Origin of the sequence: uncultured Tenacibaculum sp. (assembly GCF_947498805.1) — a bacterium.
GTDB lineage: Bacteria > Bacteroidota > Bacteroidia > Flavobacteriales > Flavobacteriaceae > Polaribacter.
The window spans coordinates 133,137-149,165 of the sequence record NZ_CANMLT010000005.1 but is presented as its reverse complement, the minus strand read 5'-3'; the positions used below and the strand labels follow the sequence as shown (position 1 = coordinate 149,165).

Annotated in this window: 16 protein-coding genes; 6 read left to right on the top strand and 10 right to left on the bottom strand. The window is 31.5% G+C overall.

Annotation, left to right across the window (positions count from 1 at the left end; translation table 11 throughout):
• Nucleotides 1-290: 290 nt before the first annotated feature.
• The 3 genes from Q0873_RS11250 to Q0873_RS11240 all read left to right on the top strand — a co-directional run bounded on the left by Q0873_RS11250 (nt 291) and on the right by Q0873_RS11240 (nt 1,680).
• Entirely contained in the window at nt 291-932 is a 642-nt protein-coding gene (locus Q0873_RS11250; RefSeq protein WP_299107206.1) for a peroxiredoxin, read from the top strand.
• Between the two features lie 108 nt (nt 933-1,040).
• Nucleotides 1,041-1,349 (top strand): thioredoxin family protein, encoded by a 309-nt coding sequence (locus tag Q0873_RS11245; RefSeq protein WP_299107204.1) that lies wholly within the window; start codon nt 1,041-1,043, stop codon nt 1,347-1,349.
• 73 nt (nt 1,350-1,422) lie between these two features.
• Nucleotides 1,423-1,680 carry a hypothetical protein gene (locus Q0873_RS11240; RefSeq protein WP_299107202.1) on the top strand — a complete coding sequence of 86 codons (258 nt, stop codon included), beginning with the start codon at nt 1,423-1,425 and terminating at the stop codon, nt 1,678-1,680.
• A 32-nt stretch (nt 1,681-1,712) separates the two neighbouring features.
• Here the strand turns inward: Q0873_RS11240 and Q0873_RS11235 are convergent, their stop codons facing one another.
• Nucleotides 1,713-2,135, bottom strand: coding sequence for a hypothetical protein (locus Q0873_RS11235; RefSeq protein ID WP_299107201.1), 423 nt, complete (start codon nt 2,133-2,135; stop codon nt 1,713-1,715).
• A 129-nt stretch (nt 2,136-2,264) separates the two neighbouring features.
• Between Q0873_RS11235 and Q0873_RS11230 the strand changes: the two genes are divergently transcribed.
• Nucleotides 2,265-3,233: an oxidoreductase family protein gene (locus Q0873_RS11230; protein WP_299107200.1), complete on the top strand. Its 969-nt coding sequence runs from the start codon at nt 2,265-2,267 to the stop codon at nt 3,231-3,233.
• Here Q0873_RS11230 and Q0873_RS11225 read toward each other — a convergent pair.
• Entirely contained in the window at nt 3,228-3,920 is a 693-nt protein-coding gene (locus Q0873_RS11225) for a LytTR family DNA-binding domain-containing protein (protein ID WP_299107199.1), read from the bottom strand. The genes Q0873_RS11230 and Q0873_RS11225 overlap by 6 nt on opposite strands.
• Complete coding sequence (locus Q0873_RS11220; protein WP_299107197.1) at nt 3,917-4,981, bottom strand: sensor histidine kinase; 1,065 nt, start codon at nt 4,979-4,981, stop codon at nt 3,917-3,919. The genes Q0873_RS11225 and Q0873_RS11220 overlap by 4 nt, the downstream gene beginning before the upstream one ends.
• A gap of 236 nt (nt 4,982-5,217) precedes the next feature.
• On the opposite strand from Q0873_RS11220, the gene Q0873_RS11215 reads away from it, so the two are divergent.
• A complete protein-coding gene (locus Q0873_RS11215) occupies nt 5,218-7,401 on the top strand; it encodes a DUF5916 domain-containing protein (RefSeq protein WP_299107195.1) in 2,184 nt (727 codons plus the stop codon).
• A 132-nt stretch (nt 7,402-7,533) separates the two neighbouring features.
• Here Q0873_RS11215 and Q0873_RS11210 read toward each other — a convergent pair whose 3' ends face one another.
• The 7 genes from Q0873_RS11210 to Q0873_RS11180 all read right to left on the bottom strand — a co-directional run bounded on the left by Q0873_RS11210 (nt 7,534) and on the right by Q0873_RS11180 (nt 15,170).
• Entirely contained in the window at nt 7,534-8,196 is a 663-nt protein-coding gene (locus Q0873_RS11210; RefSeq protein WP_299107193.1) for an SLATT domain-containing protein, read from the bottom strand.
• Between the two features lie 131 nt (nt 8,197-8,327).
• Nucleotides 8,328-9,512, bottom strand: coding sequence for a reverse transcriptase domain-containing protein (locus Q0873_RS11205; RefSeq protein ID WP_299107191.1), 1,185 nt, complete (start codon nt 9,510-9,512; stop codon nt 8,328-8,330).
• 375 nt (nt 9,513-9,887) lie between these two features.
• Nucleotides 9,888-10,439, bottom strand: coding sequence for a hypothetical protein (locus tag Q0873_RS11200; RefSeq protein WP_299107189.1), 552 nt, complete (start codon nt 10,437-10,439; stop codon nt 9,888-9,890).
• A 194-nt stretch (nt 10,440-10,633) separates the two neighbouring features.
• Nucleotides 10,634-11,878, bottom strand: coding sequence for a hypothetical protein (locus tag Q0873_RS11195; RefSeq protein WP_299107187.1), 1,245 nt, complete (start codon nt 11,876-11,878; stop codon nt 10,634-10,636).
• 365 nt (nt 11,879-12,243) lie between these two features.
• The gene (locus tag Q0873_RS11190) at nt 12,244-13,074 is read right to left on the bottom strand and encodes a sulfite exporter TauE/SafE family protein (protein ID WP_299107184.1); all 831 of its coding nucleotides are present in this window, start codon (nt 13,072-13,074) and stop codon (nt 12,244-12,246) included.
• A 43-nt stretch (nt 13,075-13,117) separates the two neighbouring features.
• Nucleotides 13,118-14,146, bottom strand: a complete 1,029-nt coding sequence (locus Q0873_RS11185) for a methionine synthase (protein WP_299107182.1) — start codon at nt 14,144-14,146, stop codon at nt 13,118-13,120.
• A 25-nt stretch (nt 14,147-14,171) separates the two neighbouring features.
• The gene (locus Q0873_RS11180; RefSeq protein WP_299107180.1) at nt 14,172-15,170 is read right to left on the bottom strand and encodes a DUF1852 domain-containing protein; all 999 of its coding nucleotides are present in this window, start codon (nt 15,168-15,170) and stop codon (nt 14,172-14,174) included.
• 184 nt (nt 15,171-15,354) lie between these two features.
• Between Q0873_RS11180 and Q0873_RS11175 the strand changes: the two genes are divergently transcribed.
• Entirely contained in the window at nt 15,355-15,840 is a 486-nt protein-coding gene (locus Q0873_RS11175) for an Lrp/AsnC family transcriptional regulator (protein WP_299107178.1), read from the top strand.
• The last annotated feature ends 189 nt before the right edge of the window (nt 15,841-16,029 follow it).

The following is a 16,029-nucleotide window of genomic DNA, read 5'->3' as shown; positions in this document are numbered from 1 at the left end:
TTTTAAGATGTTATACTTCAAATTTACGACAAAACAATGAATAATTTTTATCTATATTTTTTATTTAATTATAAGTTAAAATTATTTTAATGAAAAAGGTTTGTTGTAAGTAGTTGTTGTGTAGTGTTTTATATGTGTTTTTTTTAGGCGATAAAGAAAGCTTATTTCGCAGTATTGAATTATCTTATATTGGAATAAAAAAATATTTTTGATTTTAGGCTTTTTATCTATTTAAACCCAATACTTTTGTCATCGTTTTAAAAAATATATTAATACATAAAAATTAAAAGATGGCTACATTAGTTGGTAAGAAATTTCCAAATTTAAGCGTTGACGCAATGAACGAAATGGGTGATACGTTTAAGTTAAATGTTTTAGAAGAAGCAGTAAACAACAAAAAGAAAGTAGTATTATTTTGGTATCCAAAAGACTTTACTTTTGTATGTCCTACAGAATTACACGCTTTTCAAGCTGCTTTACCAGAATTTGAAAAAAGAAACACTGTTGTAATTGGTGCTTCATGTGATACTGCAGAGGTTCACTTTGCATGGTTAAATACTTCTAAAGATAACGGAGGAATCGAAGGAGTAACGTATCCATTAATCGCAGATAGTAACCGTAACTTATCTTCAATCTTAGGTATTTTAGATATCACTAACGAAACGTATGATGAGGCTACTGGAACTGTACAAGTAGAGGGAGATAATGTAACTTATAGAGCTACATATATCATCGACGAAGAAGGAACTGTTGTACACGAAGGTGTAAACCATATGCCAATCGGTCGTAACGTAAATGAGTACTTACGTTTAATCGACGCGTATACACACGTACAAGAAAAAGGTGAAGTTTGTCCTGCTAACTGGGAAGAAGGAAAGCAAGCAATGCAACCTAACGCTAAAGCTACTGCAGAGTATTTAGCTGTAAACTAATAAATTTTAAGTTCGTGTTTTTCAAATAGGTTAAACACGAACTTATCTTCTAACATGCTTACCCAAGCATATCTTTTGAGTTTTTACTCTTACTAAATAAAATTAATTATGGTACAAGAATTAAATCAAGACAATTTAGCACAAATTGTTTCCGATAATAAAACTGTAGTGGTTCAATATTCTGCTACTTGGTGTGGTAATTGTAGAATTATGAAGCCGAAATTTAAGAAGTTAGCTTCTGAAAATGAGAATACTGTGTTCATTATTGCAGATGCTGAAAAGTTTCCTGGAAGTAGAGAATTAGCAACAGTAGATAACTTACCAACATTTGCAACTTTTGTAGATGGAAAGTTTGTAAATCAAGTACAAACGAACAAGTTTGATGTATTAAAAGAATTGGTAAACGAAGTAGTATAATTATACGGTCATTACGAGCGAAGCGAAGTAATTTGTCTTTCGAGCATACGTAATACCATTAAAAAAATAACATATGAAATTACCAGTAATTAAGCATTTAACTTCTTTTATAGAAGAAAATGATCAAGACTATGTTTTAGAAACCATAGAAACGTTGGAAGCTTTAACAGAAGTTCCATCTTTAAAAGATGAAGAACTAGATGTTATTGGAGAATTGATCTCTAATATGTACGGAGCGATAGAAGTTTCTAAAATGATGAAAGAAGGAGCTCCTAAAAAAGAAGCGTTGAATAATTTTATGCAACGTGTTTTAGGATCTATTGATAAATAAAAAAAACCGAGCAATTGCTCGGTTTTTTTTATTTAATATCTCACGGTTCTATTCGTAATATTTTCATCGTATTTTTTAGCAAACTTTTTAAGTTTCTCTAAGTTGATTTCGCCGTTCATATCTAAAACTTTGTTCTTAATTAAGGCTTTAATCACTCTTTTTCTACTCCCTTTAATTCTACTTGTTTCAACTTTAATTTCTTCCTTAGAAAAGAAGATTACTACATAATCATCTTCATGGTAATGCAATGTTCCATTGCTTTCGTAGTTTAAATAGATAACTTCGTCATCTCCTTCTAATGAATACAATGTAGCTTCTGTTCCTTGTCTTTCAATTTTTAAAATTTCTTTTCCATCGACTAATACTTTTCCTTTTTTAAACTTAACCTTTTGTGCAAATCCGAAAGAAGAGACTAAAATTGTTAAGGCAATTGATAATAAAAATTTCTTGTTCATAATAATAAATTGATTTGTTTAGCAATGAGGTCAAGGTACATATATTTCATAATTTGATGCGCATAGTAGACTACTTTTTTACGTCTTAATTTTTGTTTTGTACTATCTTCGCAACGAGAAGCTATTTCAATGAATCCGAACTTTATTCAATACCTTTTAAACCTAACTAAAGCAAGTAATTGTACTGAGATAGAAACCATACAAAGTTTGTGGAGTGGTTATGGACGAATTGCCCGTTTTCAACTAGAAAATGCTCCGTTGCAAACGGTTGTGGTAAAGTTTATTGAATTGCAACAGGCAGCTAAGCATCCAAGAGGTTGGAATACCAATTTTTCACATCAGCGAAAAGTAAAATCGTATCAAGTAGAAACCAATTGGTATGCAAAATGGAGTGGCAAGTGTACCGATGCTTGTAAAATTCCTACTTTGATTGGTTCTTTTTCCGAAGGAGATAATCAATGGATTGTATTAGAAGATTTAAATACTAACTATCCCTTGCGTAAAATGGCCATTACCTTAGATGAGGTAAAAGTCTGTTTACAGTGGTTAGCAAACTTCCATGTACAGTTTCTTATGCAAGAGCCTGTTGGATTATGGGAAGTAGGTACTTATTGGCATTTGGCTACACGACCTGATGAATTGGAATTGATAGAAAATCAAGAATTAAAATCAAAAGCAACGGCCATAGATACTATTTTAAATAATTGTACCTATCAAACCATTGTACATGGCGATGCAAAATTGGCTAACTTTTGTTTTTCTGAAGACGGTACCAAAGTAGCCGCAGTAGATTTTCAATATGTAGGGGGAGGTTGCGGAATGAAAGACGTGGCTTATTTCTTAGGAAGTTGTATGTCCAACAATGAATTGGAAACTTATGAAACTGAGTTGTTAGACTACTATTTTGCAGAACTCAACAAAGCCTTTGTAAACAAGGAATTCGATTTTGAATTTAAAGCATTGGAGCAGGAGTGGAGAAGTATGTATCCAGTAGCATGTACCGATTTTATGCGGTTTTTATTAGGTTGGATGCCTACTCATCAAAAAATAAATGACTACAATCGTAAAATGGTAGATGCCGTATTAGCCAGTTTATAAATCAGCTAAATTCTCACGGTAATTATCACCAATTGGAATTTCTATTTTTCCAATTTCTACATCGTTTTTAGTATAGGCTGTAATTTTATCTTTATTGATAATATAGGAACGATGAATACGTACAAAACGAGCATCTAATTTTTCTTCAAAAGCAGAAATACTCGACTTGGTAACATGCTGTTCTTCTGCCAAGTGAATTTTTATATAATCCTTTAAACTTTCTATATATAAAATAGTATCAAGGAGTACTTTTACTTGTTTTCGGTCTTTACGAATAAAAATAAAGTCCTCTTTTTTCTCTTGTATGATTGGCATATTAGCAAGGGTTCCTCTTTGTAAAGTTCTAAATTTTTCAATGGCATTAAAAAAACGCTGAAAGGTAATTGGTTTTATAATATAGTCTACCGCATTGAGTTCAAAACCTTCTACTGCATAATCTCTATAGGCGGTGGTAAAAATTACCTTGGGTTTGTGCACTAAGTTTTTAAAAAAGTCGGTGCCTTTTAGTACAGGCATTTCAATATCTAAAAATAATACATCAATCTGCTTTTCTTGTAAAATTTTGCTTGCTTCGATAGCACTACCACAAGAAGCAACGATTTCAAAATCGTCTAATTGTGACAAGTGGGCTTCAATTAACTCTCGTGCTAATTTTTCATCGTCTATGATTACACAGGTATAGGTCATTTTGCAGGCAAGTTTAATTGTAGCTTAAAACGATTGTTTTCTTCCTCAATCTTTAAAGTATAATGCTCTTGATACAGCAATGTTAGTTGTTTTTGAACATTGGTTAGTCCGATAGGTTCTTTATTCGAAGATAGTTTATTTTGTGCAATAGAATTGCTGATGTCAAACAAAATCTCTTGAGCATTGCTCGTCAATTTTATATGAATATCTGCTGCTTTTAACTCCTGAGAAACTCCGTGTTTAAAAGCATTTTCAATAAAAGTTAGTAAAATCAATGGGGCTATTTTTACATCGGTACTACCTTCTTTTTCAAAATGAATATTTACCCGATCGTCATAACGTATTTTTTCTAAAGCCAGGTAGTTTTCAATCAAGTCAATTTCTTTGTGTAAGGGTACATAGGTATCATTACAACCATAGAGCATATAGTCTAACATTTCAGAAAGTTTGGCAATTACCTCTGGAGTTTCGTCAGATTTTTTAATGGCTAAAGAATATAAATTGTTAAGCGTATTGAATAAAAAATGCGGATTCAATTGATGTTTTAAAGCCGATAATTCGCTGCTTTTTTTCTGTTCGTTGAGCTGTAAATAAGCTTGTTTTTCTTTGTAGAATTTGGCAATGACCAACAATATGGCAGGGGTGAGTAAAATGGTTCCTTTTCCTATAAAAATGCGAAGACTGAGTACCCTTTTCCAAAAAATACCATAAGAATCATAAGTGCTTAGGCTACCGTTATTGTGATATTTTGGAAGATGATAAAATTCATGATAGGCTACAAAGACTACAAATACCGTACACAATAGTAAGAACAAACTTACTACAAACTGAATGTTTTTTTTAGGTGTTAGATAGCGTGGAATAAGTACATACAATACCGTATACGCCAAAATCATTTGACAGATTACATGAATTACATAATGATTTAATACTTCTCCGTACCCACTGTGGTAGTTCATGTTTACCGTACCAACAAAATAGGCAAATACCCCTATCCAAAATAAGATATGCTTGCTAATCGGATGCTTAAAGATGGTAGGTGTTTTTTGTATGCTACTCATAGGTTTGCTAAAATACAATATTAGCCTAGTTGTACCGTAAAAGTAGCCTAAACTTAAAGATTTGTAGCTCTAGACTTAAAAACCATAGACAAAGGTTGGTTTCGTTAAAAAGTAACTCCCTAAAGACCAAAGAAGGCGCTTGGTCTACTTTTTAAAATAAAGGTTGATGCTTCCCATAGTTTTGCTCGCTCCTGTGTTGTTTTATCAGCACTTAGTTGAATTTTTAATTGAAATACATGAAGCGAATAGCATTACTTTTTGGGTTCGTATTAGTACATATTGCTATACAGGCACAAACTTCCTTAGAAAAAGGGCGTATTGTGTTTAATGATACCAAAATAGATTTAGATGGTAAGTTAAACGAAGCCGTTTGGAATACCTTAACTCCTGAAGGCGGATTTTTAAGTTATATACCTAATAATGGAGCAGTAGCTCCCAACCAAACTCAGGTGAAAATGTTTCACAATGGAAAGAATTTGTACATCAGTGCGGTGTATAATGATACTTCTTCAAAGGTTCAAATAGGGTCTTTAAAACGTGATGATATTGGAGTTTCGGGAGCAGAGAGTGATTCGTTTGCCATTATGTTAGATACCTATAATCAACAACAATCAGGGTATTTTTTTATAGTGAATATGGGTGGTGCTTTGATTGATGCCCTGTTATCGAGAAATGGCGATGGATTTCGAGTAAGTACCAGCTGGAATACCATTTGGAATGCAAGAACCTCTACCAATGGGAATCAAAAAATATTTGAAGTAGAAATTCCGCTAAAAACCTTAGGGTATAAGGCAGAGGCTTCTGAATGGGGTGTGATGTTTCATACCCGAAATATTAAATTGAATGAATGGACTACCAGTACGCAAATAGATCGAAATTACGATTTATTCGATTTGCGTTTTGCCAAAACTTTTGCAGTAGAAAATTTACAAAATAACAGTGCTTCTCGTTTTGCAGTAACGCCATCGGTAACCATGAATTATTCTGAAGATGTAGCCAATAGAACAGAAGATACCATGTTGAAACCTAGTGTGGATATACAGTTTAATGTAAGCTCTTCGTTAAAATTGGATGCGACGATTAATCCAGATTTTTCTCAGATAGATGTAGATAGACAGGTAACCAATTTAAGTAGGTTCTCGGTGTTTTTCCCAGAGCGACGTAACTTCTTTTTAGAAAACAGCGATTTGTTTACCAATTTGGGAGTAAGCGGAGTGAATCCTTTTTATTCTAGGAGAATAGGGGCAAATAGTGAAATTTCTTTTGGAGTAAAGCTCTCGGGTAATATTGCCAAGAAAACACGTTTGGGAGTGTTGAATGTGGCTACCAAGGAAGAGGGAGATACACCTGCACAGAATTATGGTGCTTTGGTGGTACAACAGCAATTATCGAAACGTTTTACCGCAACGGGTTTTTTAATTAACCGACAGGAAACGGATGGTTTTTCATTTAAAGATGATTATAACAGAATTACAGGGGTGAATGTGAATTACCAATCGAAAAATAATCGTTGGACAGGATTGGCAAACTTTGCCAACAGTGCTTCCGATGGTTTTTCTGGCGATAATAGTTTTTACAATGCCGGTGTTTGGTACAACCATATCAATGCAGCAGGATATGCAGGTATTAGAAAGGTAGGTGTAAACTATATTACCGATGTAGGTTTTGTTCCTCGCTTGTATAACTATGATGCTACTACTGCAACCGAGGTCCGAGAAGGGTATACCCAAGCAAGCGGGCGTATTAGTTTAACAAAATTCTACAAAAACTCAAAATTGTTTGATAGACATCGTTATTTGAACTTATCGAATAATACCTATTGGGATGAGGAGGGGAATATGACCCAGTCTACCATTGTATTGAATAATGATTTGGTGTTTAAGAATCAGTCTACTTTATTTGGAGGGGTACGTTATGAGCATGTGAATTTAAAATATGGTTTTGACCCTTTGCGTAATGGGAATCCGATTGTTGCTGATACCTATAAGTATTTTGATGCAGGGATGGGCTATGCTTCTGCCGATAACAAAGCGTTTCAATATGGTGGTAATCTAAGTTATGGAAGCTATTATAGCGGAACGAAACATCAAATTAGTTTGAACGCCCAATATAGAATGATGCCTTTGGCACGATTGCAATTGCGTTATGAACGTAATGATATTGATTTAAAGGAATTGGGAAGTGAAACTTTTCACTTGGCACGTTTTATAGGAGAGATTTTCTTTTCCAACCGTTTAAACTGGACTACCTATGTACAATACAACACGCAATTTGATAATTTTAATATCAACAGTCGCTTGCAATGGGAATACAAACCTTTGTCGTATATCTACCTAGTAGTTTCTGATAATTACAACCAACATCTTACCCGTAATAACTGGGGAGTAGCGTTTAAAATGAATTATCGTTTTGATTTTTAATAATTAAATACTTCGTTTTATTTTTTTGATTCTAAAACCCCGCGGATGCGGGGTTTTTTGGGTTTTGTGTGTGGGCGGTATCCACGAGCTACGAGCTAATAATAATCAATACGACTATGAGTATAGACCTTGTTAGGTACTTTGTACTAACAGTAGAAAGAAGGGGAGAGCCCAGATTACTGAGTAAATAAAGTATTGATGTATGGTATATTCAGCATAGGTTTTTATTGTAAACCATTGACGAAATACAAATGTTTTTATATTACTTAAGATTTTCATCCATTTGTGTTCGTCATTATCCGAAATAGACAAATAACTATAAAAGTCATTAATGTTTCTCGCCTTAAATAAATTAAAATCAAGTTGGTCTTGATTGATGTCATAATTCCTAATTATATTATGATATCGACTATGAATAATCTTGATTTCTTCTTCACTAGGTTTTTGGGTAGATGTTTTTAACAAGCAGATTGAGTCATAAACTTCAGATAACTCCCTTCCGCAGTCATGAAATTTATCAGCTAAAGATTGATAGTTTCGTGAGTTGACGATTAGCGATAAAGCTAAAACAAGAATTGAAGCACATATAGTGAAATAGTTGATGTTATCACTAGAAAATATTTCAAGTCTATCTTCGATGAGAATTAACAAGTTCATTGCCAAAATATAAACTGAAGCAATTGTAATAGTGATATTTGCTAAGTGGTTATGTTTTGTATATCGCTTAGAAGCAATAAAACGACAGCCTTTTGTTATCCAAAGATTTTTGTAAAGTCTATTTAGTTCTTTTTCCATATTATTCTATAAAAGGGGCTACTTAGTATGACTTAATAATAAATTTTCCATTGCTGGAAATTGAAAACACTTAATGTGTGTATGTTACAAATACTTACAGAGTAAGTTCCTAAAGGAAGTAGCCCCTATGGTTAAATATAATTATATCCTACATCGCTTTCAACATAGCGCAATTGCTTATTTCTGTATTTTTTGAAGAGTATATTTATTTCCCAATCCTTGTAGTCATTTTCAGGATCAATATACCCTCTGAATTCTAAAAAGTTACGCTTTTTGCGAATAGTATCATAGTCACTATAGTTTGAGATGTAGTTAATATTGTTTTTGTGCTTAATAGCGAAAAATGTTCTGACCAATTTTTTTAGCCCAATAGGTGCTTTGTAATCAAAAGGTTCTAACTGTTCAAAAAAATTGTTTATGATTTTATCAATTTTAAAAAGTAAAGATTGGTCATTCATTTCAGAGAAATAGAAAAGCCATCCATAATTTTTATCTTCAGATATAATGCCTGTAATTGATTCATTTAATTCCTCAAGAAAAACTTCTTTATATCTATCATTATCAGTTAACAACCATTTAGGTCTAGTTGATGGTCGTTCGATACCATTTTTAAACCAAGTAAACTTACCAGCAATTCTTCTTATAAATAATTCTACATTTTTGTTAGCTATAGAAATGTTATAGTCTTGAATACTATACCCTAGAAAATCAAAACTATCGGAAAGTAAACCTTGTTCCTCTTTGTCTTCGTGTAATGTGAGGTTTAACTCATTTACAACTTTTTTTAGATTGTTTAACCGAAATTTTGAAAATGGCTCATCATTTATCAGTAATATGTCGTCAACATATCTGCTATAAAAATAGGTTCTCTTATCTATAGTTTTGTCTAAGTTTTGAAGGTAGACTTGAGCTAGAATGTTTGATATACTAGTCCCTTGAGGGACACCTATGGTTGGAGTGTGTTTACTATATTCTTCTTTTCTAGTATTTATTGGGACGGTTGGGTTTTTTATTGCACTCTCCACAAGATTGATTGCTAAAGGGTCTAGGTTCGCACCCTTTAACATATCTAACAAGATGTCATGATCGATACTATCATAGAAGGTCTTGATGTCTAGTTTTACAAAGTGTTTTTCCTTTTTATTTGCATTGATATATTTTTTAATATCTTTTACATAAGCATTTGGTCTTTTTCTATTGACTTGATCGCTAAAAAACTCATGTAGATATTCTTTTAGTGCAAGAAGTACAACTCTATCTCGAATGGTTGGTATTGATATAGCTCTAGGTATTTTGTTTCTACCCTTTAACTTCAAGAGTTCTAAAAATGGTGTAAAGGTATATTTCCCAGAATGACACTTTGATTCAATTATTTCTAATTGTTGGAGTTTGTTTTTTTGAAAAGTATGTGAATTATGTTTATCAATTCCTTTTGCTCTAGAATTCTGTAATCTTCTTTGGTAAAGAGAATCGAGGTTTTCGATGATAAAAAATTTCCTAAAATATAGCATTAAAACTGTGCCTAACTTGTTTATACACGTACCTTTTGTTCGTTACCTTATTTGAGAGTATATACAGGGTTTATGTATTTTTTACAGGTTTCGAAAATAGGCTAAAGGAAATAATAAAAATTACGGGTTTCCATATTGTAGGAAAGGTTTTTTCGTAACTTTTATATAAGTAATAAGAAATTATTTGTAGTCATTGTTGTGAGAAGGATTTTTAAAGATTTCATTTTTGTGTTTCTCAGCATATTTTCGATATAAATACCTCAGAGAACCATCTGGATAATTTGAAAATTCGTTGCCTAGTTTACTCATTTCTTTTTCTGAATTTTCATCAGAACTTTTAAAAAAACAACTTTCATCTTTAGGTAATAGTTCAATTGCACGTTTTATGATTTTAGATGATTTAGTTGCTCCGATCTCATTTAAAGATTTTACTATTTGTTCTTTTTGTTCAGGAAACCATTCTTGTAAAAAACTCAAAATACTATCAGCTTGATCTGCATTTTCTATATGCATACATAGAAATAGATTTAGCTCTGTTTTATTTAGGGAATTAGGATCCTTATCGTATCTATTTACAAGAATTTGATGCAATGCAATTGAAAAGTCAGAGTCATTTTTTAAAGAATACAAACTTTCAAAATCTTTGTTTTCTATAATTTTGTTTCTTCTTTTTAATTCGTTCTTTATTTCGTCTGTCATCCAAGAAATGTTATTAAAAGAATCTTCACCCATGTAATTTAAGATTTTGTTTTTATAAAATTTATAATTAATTATTGGATAATGTTTTAGTTACGTGGTTTAGACATAGAACTTAGCAAGTAATTACTGAATGGAAAAGCCGAAAGGGTTTTCCAAAGAATATTGTAATTAAGCAATTGAATATATACAGTGTTGGTAATAGTCGTATTTGAATATTCAATATTTGATTAATCACAACCACAGGCTTTTTTTACAGCTTCGTGTTGTGAACTTCTATTAGTGTTTTCATATATCTGGGCATCATTCCAGTATGTGATAACTACCGTTTTTCCTGAGTTCGAGCAATTAAAACTGTAAATGGTATAATCACCGTCTGAATAATATTTTTGATTATAGATTTTATATGTAAAATTCTTACAAGGGCTATTATAGCTATAATTGTTATCTGGATTATACAACCAGCTATTCTTTCCTGAATTTTCTGTTGTGTATCTTTTTAACCCATTAGTGTATATTGTATAAACATTGTGATTATAATGACCATTTTTTACGTTATAAACTTTTTTTATTTCACAAGCACTACAAGTATATTTTCTACCACTAGTATCATTATGATTGAAATTTCCTTTATATATTTCAACATATTCTCCATTACCATTGATAATTGAACCTGACAAATAACCATTTAAATCATAATATTTAGCATTAAACAAACCACCATTTTTTCCAAATTTAGGTCTGTTTTTATAAAATTCCTCATATTCTAAAGTACCATTTTTATACCAAGATTTCTCCCATATAATTGAATCATTTCTATATTTTACTTCGCTCCGTTTATTTCCATTATAATACCAAGTTTTTGACGTGTCATTTCTAAAATAAGTATCATTTATTTTTTTAGCTTCATATTTTGAATACCATTTATTGCCATTTTCATAATAAAAATCGCTTCTTCCTCTTAGTCCTAATTTAAAATAATTATAGAATTCTATCCCTTTTTTTTGACCGTTACAATACCAATACTCCCAATTTCCAGTTTTTATACCGTCTTTGTAAAAACCTTTTTTTAAAATTTGTCCATTTTCGCAATAACTACTATAATCTTTATGTTTTATTCCGTTTTTATAAGTTAGACTTTCCTTTAGTTGTTTGTTTTCATACCAACTTTTTGAAAGACCATTTAAAGTGTCGTTTAAGTATTTTTCTTCCCTAATTTTCACGCCTTTTTCTGAATACTCAATCAACTTACCATTTTTTTTTCCGTTTTTATATTCTATGCTTTTTTCTAATTGTCTGTCTTTATAATAATATTTCCAAGTACCTGTTTTGTAATAATTATCATTATTGTCTTTTTTTACTTTACCTTCTTCTTTCAGATTTCCATTATCATAAAAGGCTTTTCTTTCTTCTGCACAACTAAATAAAAAGAAAGTTAAAATGTAAAAATTAATAAGTCTTAAATATTTTTTCATAGGTATCATAATTATTACCATCTTGTTTATATATGTGTACCTTTTGCCCGCTTATATACCTTATTAGGAACTATATGCGGAATCCAAGTACTTTTTATAGATTTCTAATTTAAGGTGAAGGGAATAGTATAAATTACGGGTTTCCTTACTGTAGGTAAGGTTTTACAGTAATTTTTTAAATTAAAGAGATTTTACAGTAGGTAGTTTTAGTTTTAACCTATTGGTTGTATTTTTTTAGAATCCATTTTTCTATGGTAGGGGTAATTAGAATAGTGGCATTTAGAATTTTATTGTTATACGTGTCAATGTATTTTATGTTTACGGTACTATTTGTTTTTTACGTTGCCAATTATCTTAGTGTTAAATCATAAAATGTTAGAATTCAATACCAATTTAATCCCTACAATCAGTAACAATAGAGCAAATGCTTTTTTTAAGGTTGTTGAAGGTAATTTATGAGCTAATTTTGCTCCAATACGTGCCGTAAAAAAGCTAGCTGCGCTTACACAAATGAATGCATACATATGAACAAAGCCTAATACACCATTTGGTAATGTTTCTTTTACACTGGGATCAAGAAATTGTCCAAAGATTAGAAACCCTATAGCACCTGCACTAGCAATAGGTAAACCACAGGCAGCTGATGTACCTACTGCGTGCTGAATTTTTAAACCATAATTACTTAATAGAGGTACGGTTAATGTACCTCCACCAATTCCAAAAATTGAAGAAACAATTCCTATAAATGCACCCAAGGTAGTTTGTCCGACAGGCGATGGTAGTTTGCTAAAGTCATTTTCTTCTAAGGCTTTGTTTTTCATAAACAACATTTTTAATCCTACTAAAAAAGCACCGATACCAATTATTGCTTGAAGAGAATTACCGTGAATAACAGATGCAACAGCTGCTCCAAGTAAAGAACCAATTACTAAGCCTGGAGCCATACGTTTCCATACGCTCCAGTTTACTGCATTACGGCTATTATGTGCTCGAAGTGAACTGATAGATGTAACTATAATGGTAGCTAAAGATGTTCCAATACCAATATGTGTAAGTGCAGCATTTGGTACACCTTGTATTTTAAAAATATAAATTAATGCTGGGACAATTACCATACCACCACCAATACCAAATAAGCCTGCAAGGATACCTGCAAAAGCTCCAGCAATTAGGTAATAAAGAATAAATATATCCATGTCTTTTGTGTTTAAAAGGTTTATGTTTGGTAAAATAGAAAGATTAAATGGATAATTCTTTACGAATAATTTCTGTTCCTGCTGTTAAAGCATTTAACTTGTCTTGAGCAACCTTTCTAGATAAAGGAGCCATTCCACAATTTGTACAAGGATACAGGTTTTCGATGGCTACAAATTCAAGAGCTTTGCGTAAGGTGTTCGCTACTTCTTCGGGTGTTTCAATTTTATTAGTTGCCACATCTATGGCGCCAACCATTACTTTTTTTTCACTAATGAGTTCAATTAAATCAATAGGTACTCCAGAGTTATGACATTCTAATGACACGATATCAATATTAGAATTCTGAATTTCAGGAAAAATTTCTTCGTATTGTCTCCACTCAGAGCCCAATGTCTTTTTCCAATCATTATTAGCTTTTATTCCATAACCGTAACAAATATGAACGGCAGTTTCACAATTTAAATCTTCCATAGCTCTTTCTAATGTTGCCATTCCCCAGTCGTTTACTTCTTCAAAGAAAACATTAAAAGCAGGTTCATCAAATTGAATAATATCTACTCCCGCTTTTTGTAGTTCTTTGGCTTCTTCGTTTAGAGCTTTTGCAAATTCCCAGGCTAATTTTTCTCTACTTTTATAATGATTATCATATAATGTGTCTACCATAGTCATGGGTCCTGGTAATGCCCATTTTATAGGTTTATTGGTTTGTTTTCGTAAAAATTTAGCATCTTCTACAAAAACAGATTTTCTACGAGAAATCTCATCTACAACTATAGGAACACTTGCATCATAACGGTCACGAATTTTTACAGTTTTACGATTTTCAAAATCTACACCACTTAAATGCTCTATAAAAGTAGTTACAAAATGTTGACGTGTTTGTTCACCGTCGCAGATAATGTCAAGTCCGGCTAATTGTTGTTCATGTAACGAAATACGCAAGGCATCTTGCTTTCCTTCAAGTAGTTTATCTCCTTCTAATTTCCAAGGAGACCAAAGCTTTTCCGGTGTTGCGAGCCAAGCAGGTTTAGGTAAACTTCCAACAGTAGATGTAGGTAATAATTTTTTCATAATAAATTATAATATGGTGTGTGAATTAAAGAGTGAAATTAGAAGACCACTGTTCCAAGAAACTTTTATGAGGCTTAATAAAGTGCTTCTCGGCAAATTTACCTTGCTCAATTGCTAAAGAGGTACGCTCTTCTCGGTCGTATATGATTTTTGTTAAAGAATAGTCTTGATTTTTCAAGCTAGGATTATAACTCAGTCCAGCAACAGCATTAGCGTTATAAATTTCAGGTCTATAAATCTTTTGAAAGGTTTCCATTGTACTAATGGTACTAATTAATTCAAGGTTTGTATAATCAGCTAATAAGTCGCCAGAGAAATAAAATGCTAAAGGAGCAAAGCTATTAGGTGGTATAAAATAACGAACCTTTAACCCCATTTTTTTGAAATATTCTTCTGTTAAAGAAGATGTGTTACTCTTGTATTCAAAACCTAATATAGGATGATGATTTTCAGTACGATGATATGTTTTGTTACTTGATACACTTAAACATATAACAGGTAGTTTTGAAAAGTGTTTTTTATAGGTTTCTGAGTTCACAAAAGACTTAAATATATTACCGTGTAATTCACCAAAATTGTCAGGAATGCTATACTGGTTTTTATCTTTATTATATTCTGAAAGTAAAACGCTAAAATCATAATCACGCACATAAGAAGAAAAGTTGTTTCCAACAATACCTTCAATACGTTTATCTGTTTTATGGTCGTTAATATGTGTTTTTAAAACCTCAATTGATGGAAATGTTGTTCCACTATTATCAATGTCGATATTAACAGAAATAATTTCTAGTTCAACCGAATATCTATCGTTATTGGTATTATCCCATTTTGCCAAGCTATTAAAACGATTATTAATCATTTGAATAGTATTACGTAAGTTTTCTTGACGATTTGCACCTCTAGCTAAGTTGGCAAAGTTGGTTGTGGTTCTTGTATTGTTAGACGGAATATAGTTTTCATTGAAAAAATTACTCTTTACTATAAATGTAATTTCATTCTTATTTGAATTCTGAATACTTTTCATAGTCTTCTTCTTATTAGTTTCTAAATTTTTGGATATAGTCGATTTCATGTGGTAATAATCTGTAGTATTTATACCTTACAAATCTGAAAACAAAAGATGAAATATTTTAATTTAAGATTGAAATTAGATAAATTATCTTTTTAATGTATTTTTGAAGAGAATTTATCTTTTAGTACCTAAAAAAATGAAAAAAACAGATAATTATTCTTTAGAAAATCTAGATATGATTGATTTGAAGTTGCTCAGAATACTTCAAAATAATGCTAAATTGACAACTAAAGAAATAGCAGCTCGTGTAAATTTATCGCCTACGCCTGTTTATGAAAGAATTAAACGATTTGAAAAAGAAGGTTTGATAGAAAAGTATGCAGCTATTGTAAATGCTGAAAGAGTTGGTAAACAATTAACGGTGTTTTGTAATATTACTTTAAAAGAACATACTAAAGAAATCGGAAATAAATTTGTGAAGGATATTGTTTCCCTTAAAGAAGTAGTTGAGTGTTATAATATTTCGGGTGATCATGATTTTTTATTAAAAATTATGATTGAAGATATGAAACACTATCAATCTTTTGTGATTAATGAGTTAGGTTCGGTAAAAAATATTGGAAGTGCACATAGTACTTTTGTTATTGGAGTTATAAAACATAGCTATGCTGTGCCGATATAAATCTTATACTTTATAAAATAATTGGTTTATCAAATTTTGAGGTCTAACTATGTCTATTTTCTTTTAGTCTATAAAGTTTAATTTTGCCTCCAAAATCTGAGGTGATTAAGTACAACTTGTTTATATATGTACCTTTTGTCCACTTATATACCTATTTGGAATATAAGCGGAGTTTAGGTACTTTTTATA

Bases quoted from the DNA above. Each gene is read 5' to 3' on its own strand.
- Q0873_RS11250 (WP_299107206.1), top strand. From the start codon at position 291: ATGGCTACATTAGTTGGTAAGAAATTTCCAAATTTAAGCGTTGACGCA.
- Q0873_RS11245 (WP_299107204.1), top strand. From the start codon at position 1,041: ATGGTACAAGAATTAAATCAAGACAATTTAGCACAAATTGTTTCCGAT.
- Q0873_RS11240 (WP_299107202.1), top strand. From the start codon at position 1,423: ATGAAATTACCAGTAATTAAGCATTTAACTTCTTTTATAGAAGAAAAT.
- Q0873_RS11235 (WP_299107201.1), bottom strand. From the start codon at position 2,135: ATGAACAAGAAATTTTTATTATCAATTGCCTTAACAATTTTAGTCTCT.
- Q0873_RS11230 (WP_299107200.1), top strand. From the start codon at position 2,265: ATGAATCCGAACTTTATTCAATACCTTTTAAACCTAACTAAAGCAAGT.
- Q0873_RS11225 (WP_299107199.1), bottom strand. From the start codon at position 3,920: ATGACCTATACCTGTGTAATCATAGACGATGAAAAATTAGCACGAGAG.
- Q0873_RS11220 (WP_299107197.1), bottom strand. From the start codon at position 4,981: ATGAGTAGCATACAAAAAACACCTACCATCTTTAAGCATCCGATTAGC.
- Q0873_RS11215 (WP_299107195.1), top strand. From the start codon at position 5,218: ATGAAGCGAATAGCATTACTTTTTGGGTTCGTATTAGTACATATTGCT.
- Q0873_RS11210 (WP_299107193.1), bottom strand. From the start codon at position 8,196: ATGGAAAAAGAACTAAATAGACTTTACAAAAATCTTTGGATAACAAAA.
- Q0873_RS11200 (WP_299107189.1), bottom strand. From the start codon at position 10,439: ATGGGTGAAGATTCTTTTAATAACATTTCTTGGATGACAGACGAAATA.
- Q0873_RS11195 (WP_299107187.1), bottom strand. From the start codon at position 11,878: ATGAAAAAATATTTAAGACTTATTAATTTTTACATTTTAACTTTCTTT.
- Q0873_RS11190 (WP_299107184.1), bottom strand. From the start codon at position 13,074: ATGGATATATTTATTCTTTATTACCTAATTGCTGGAGCTTTTGCAGGT.
- Q0873_RS11185 (WP_299107182.1), bottom strand. From the start codon at position 14,146: ATGAAAAAATTATTACCTACATCTACTGTTGGAAGTTTACCTAAACCT.
- Q0873_RS11180 (WP_299107180.1), bottom strand. From the start codon at position 15,170: ATGAAAAGTATTCAGAATTCAAATAAGAATGAAATTACATTTATAGTA.
- Q0873_RS11175 (WP_299107178.1), top strand. From the start codon at position 15,355: ATGAAAAAAACAGATAATTATTCTTTAGAAAATCTAGATATGATTGAT.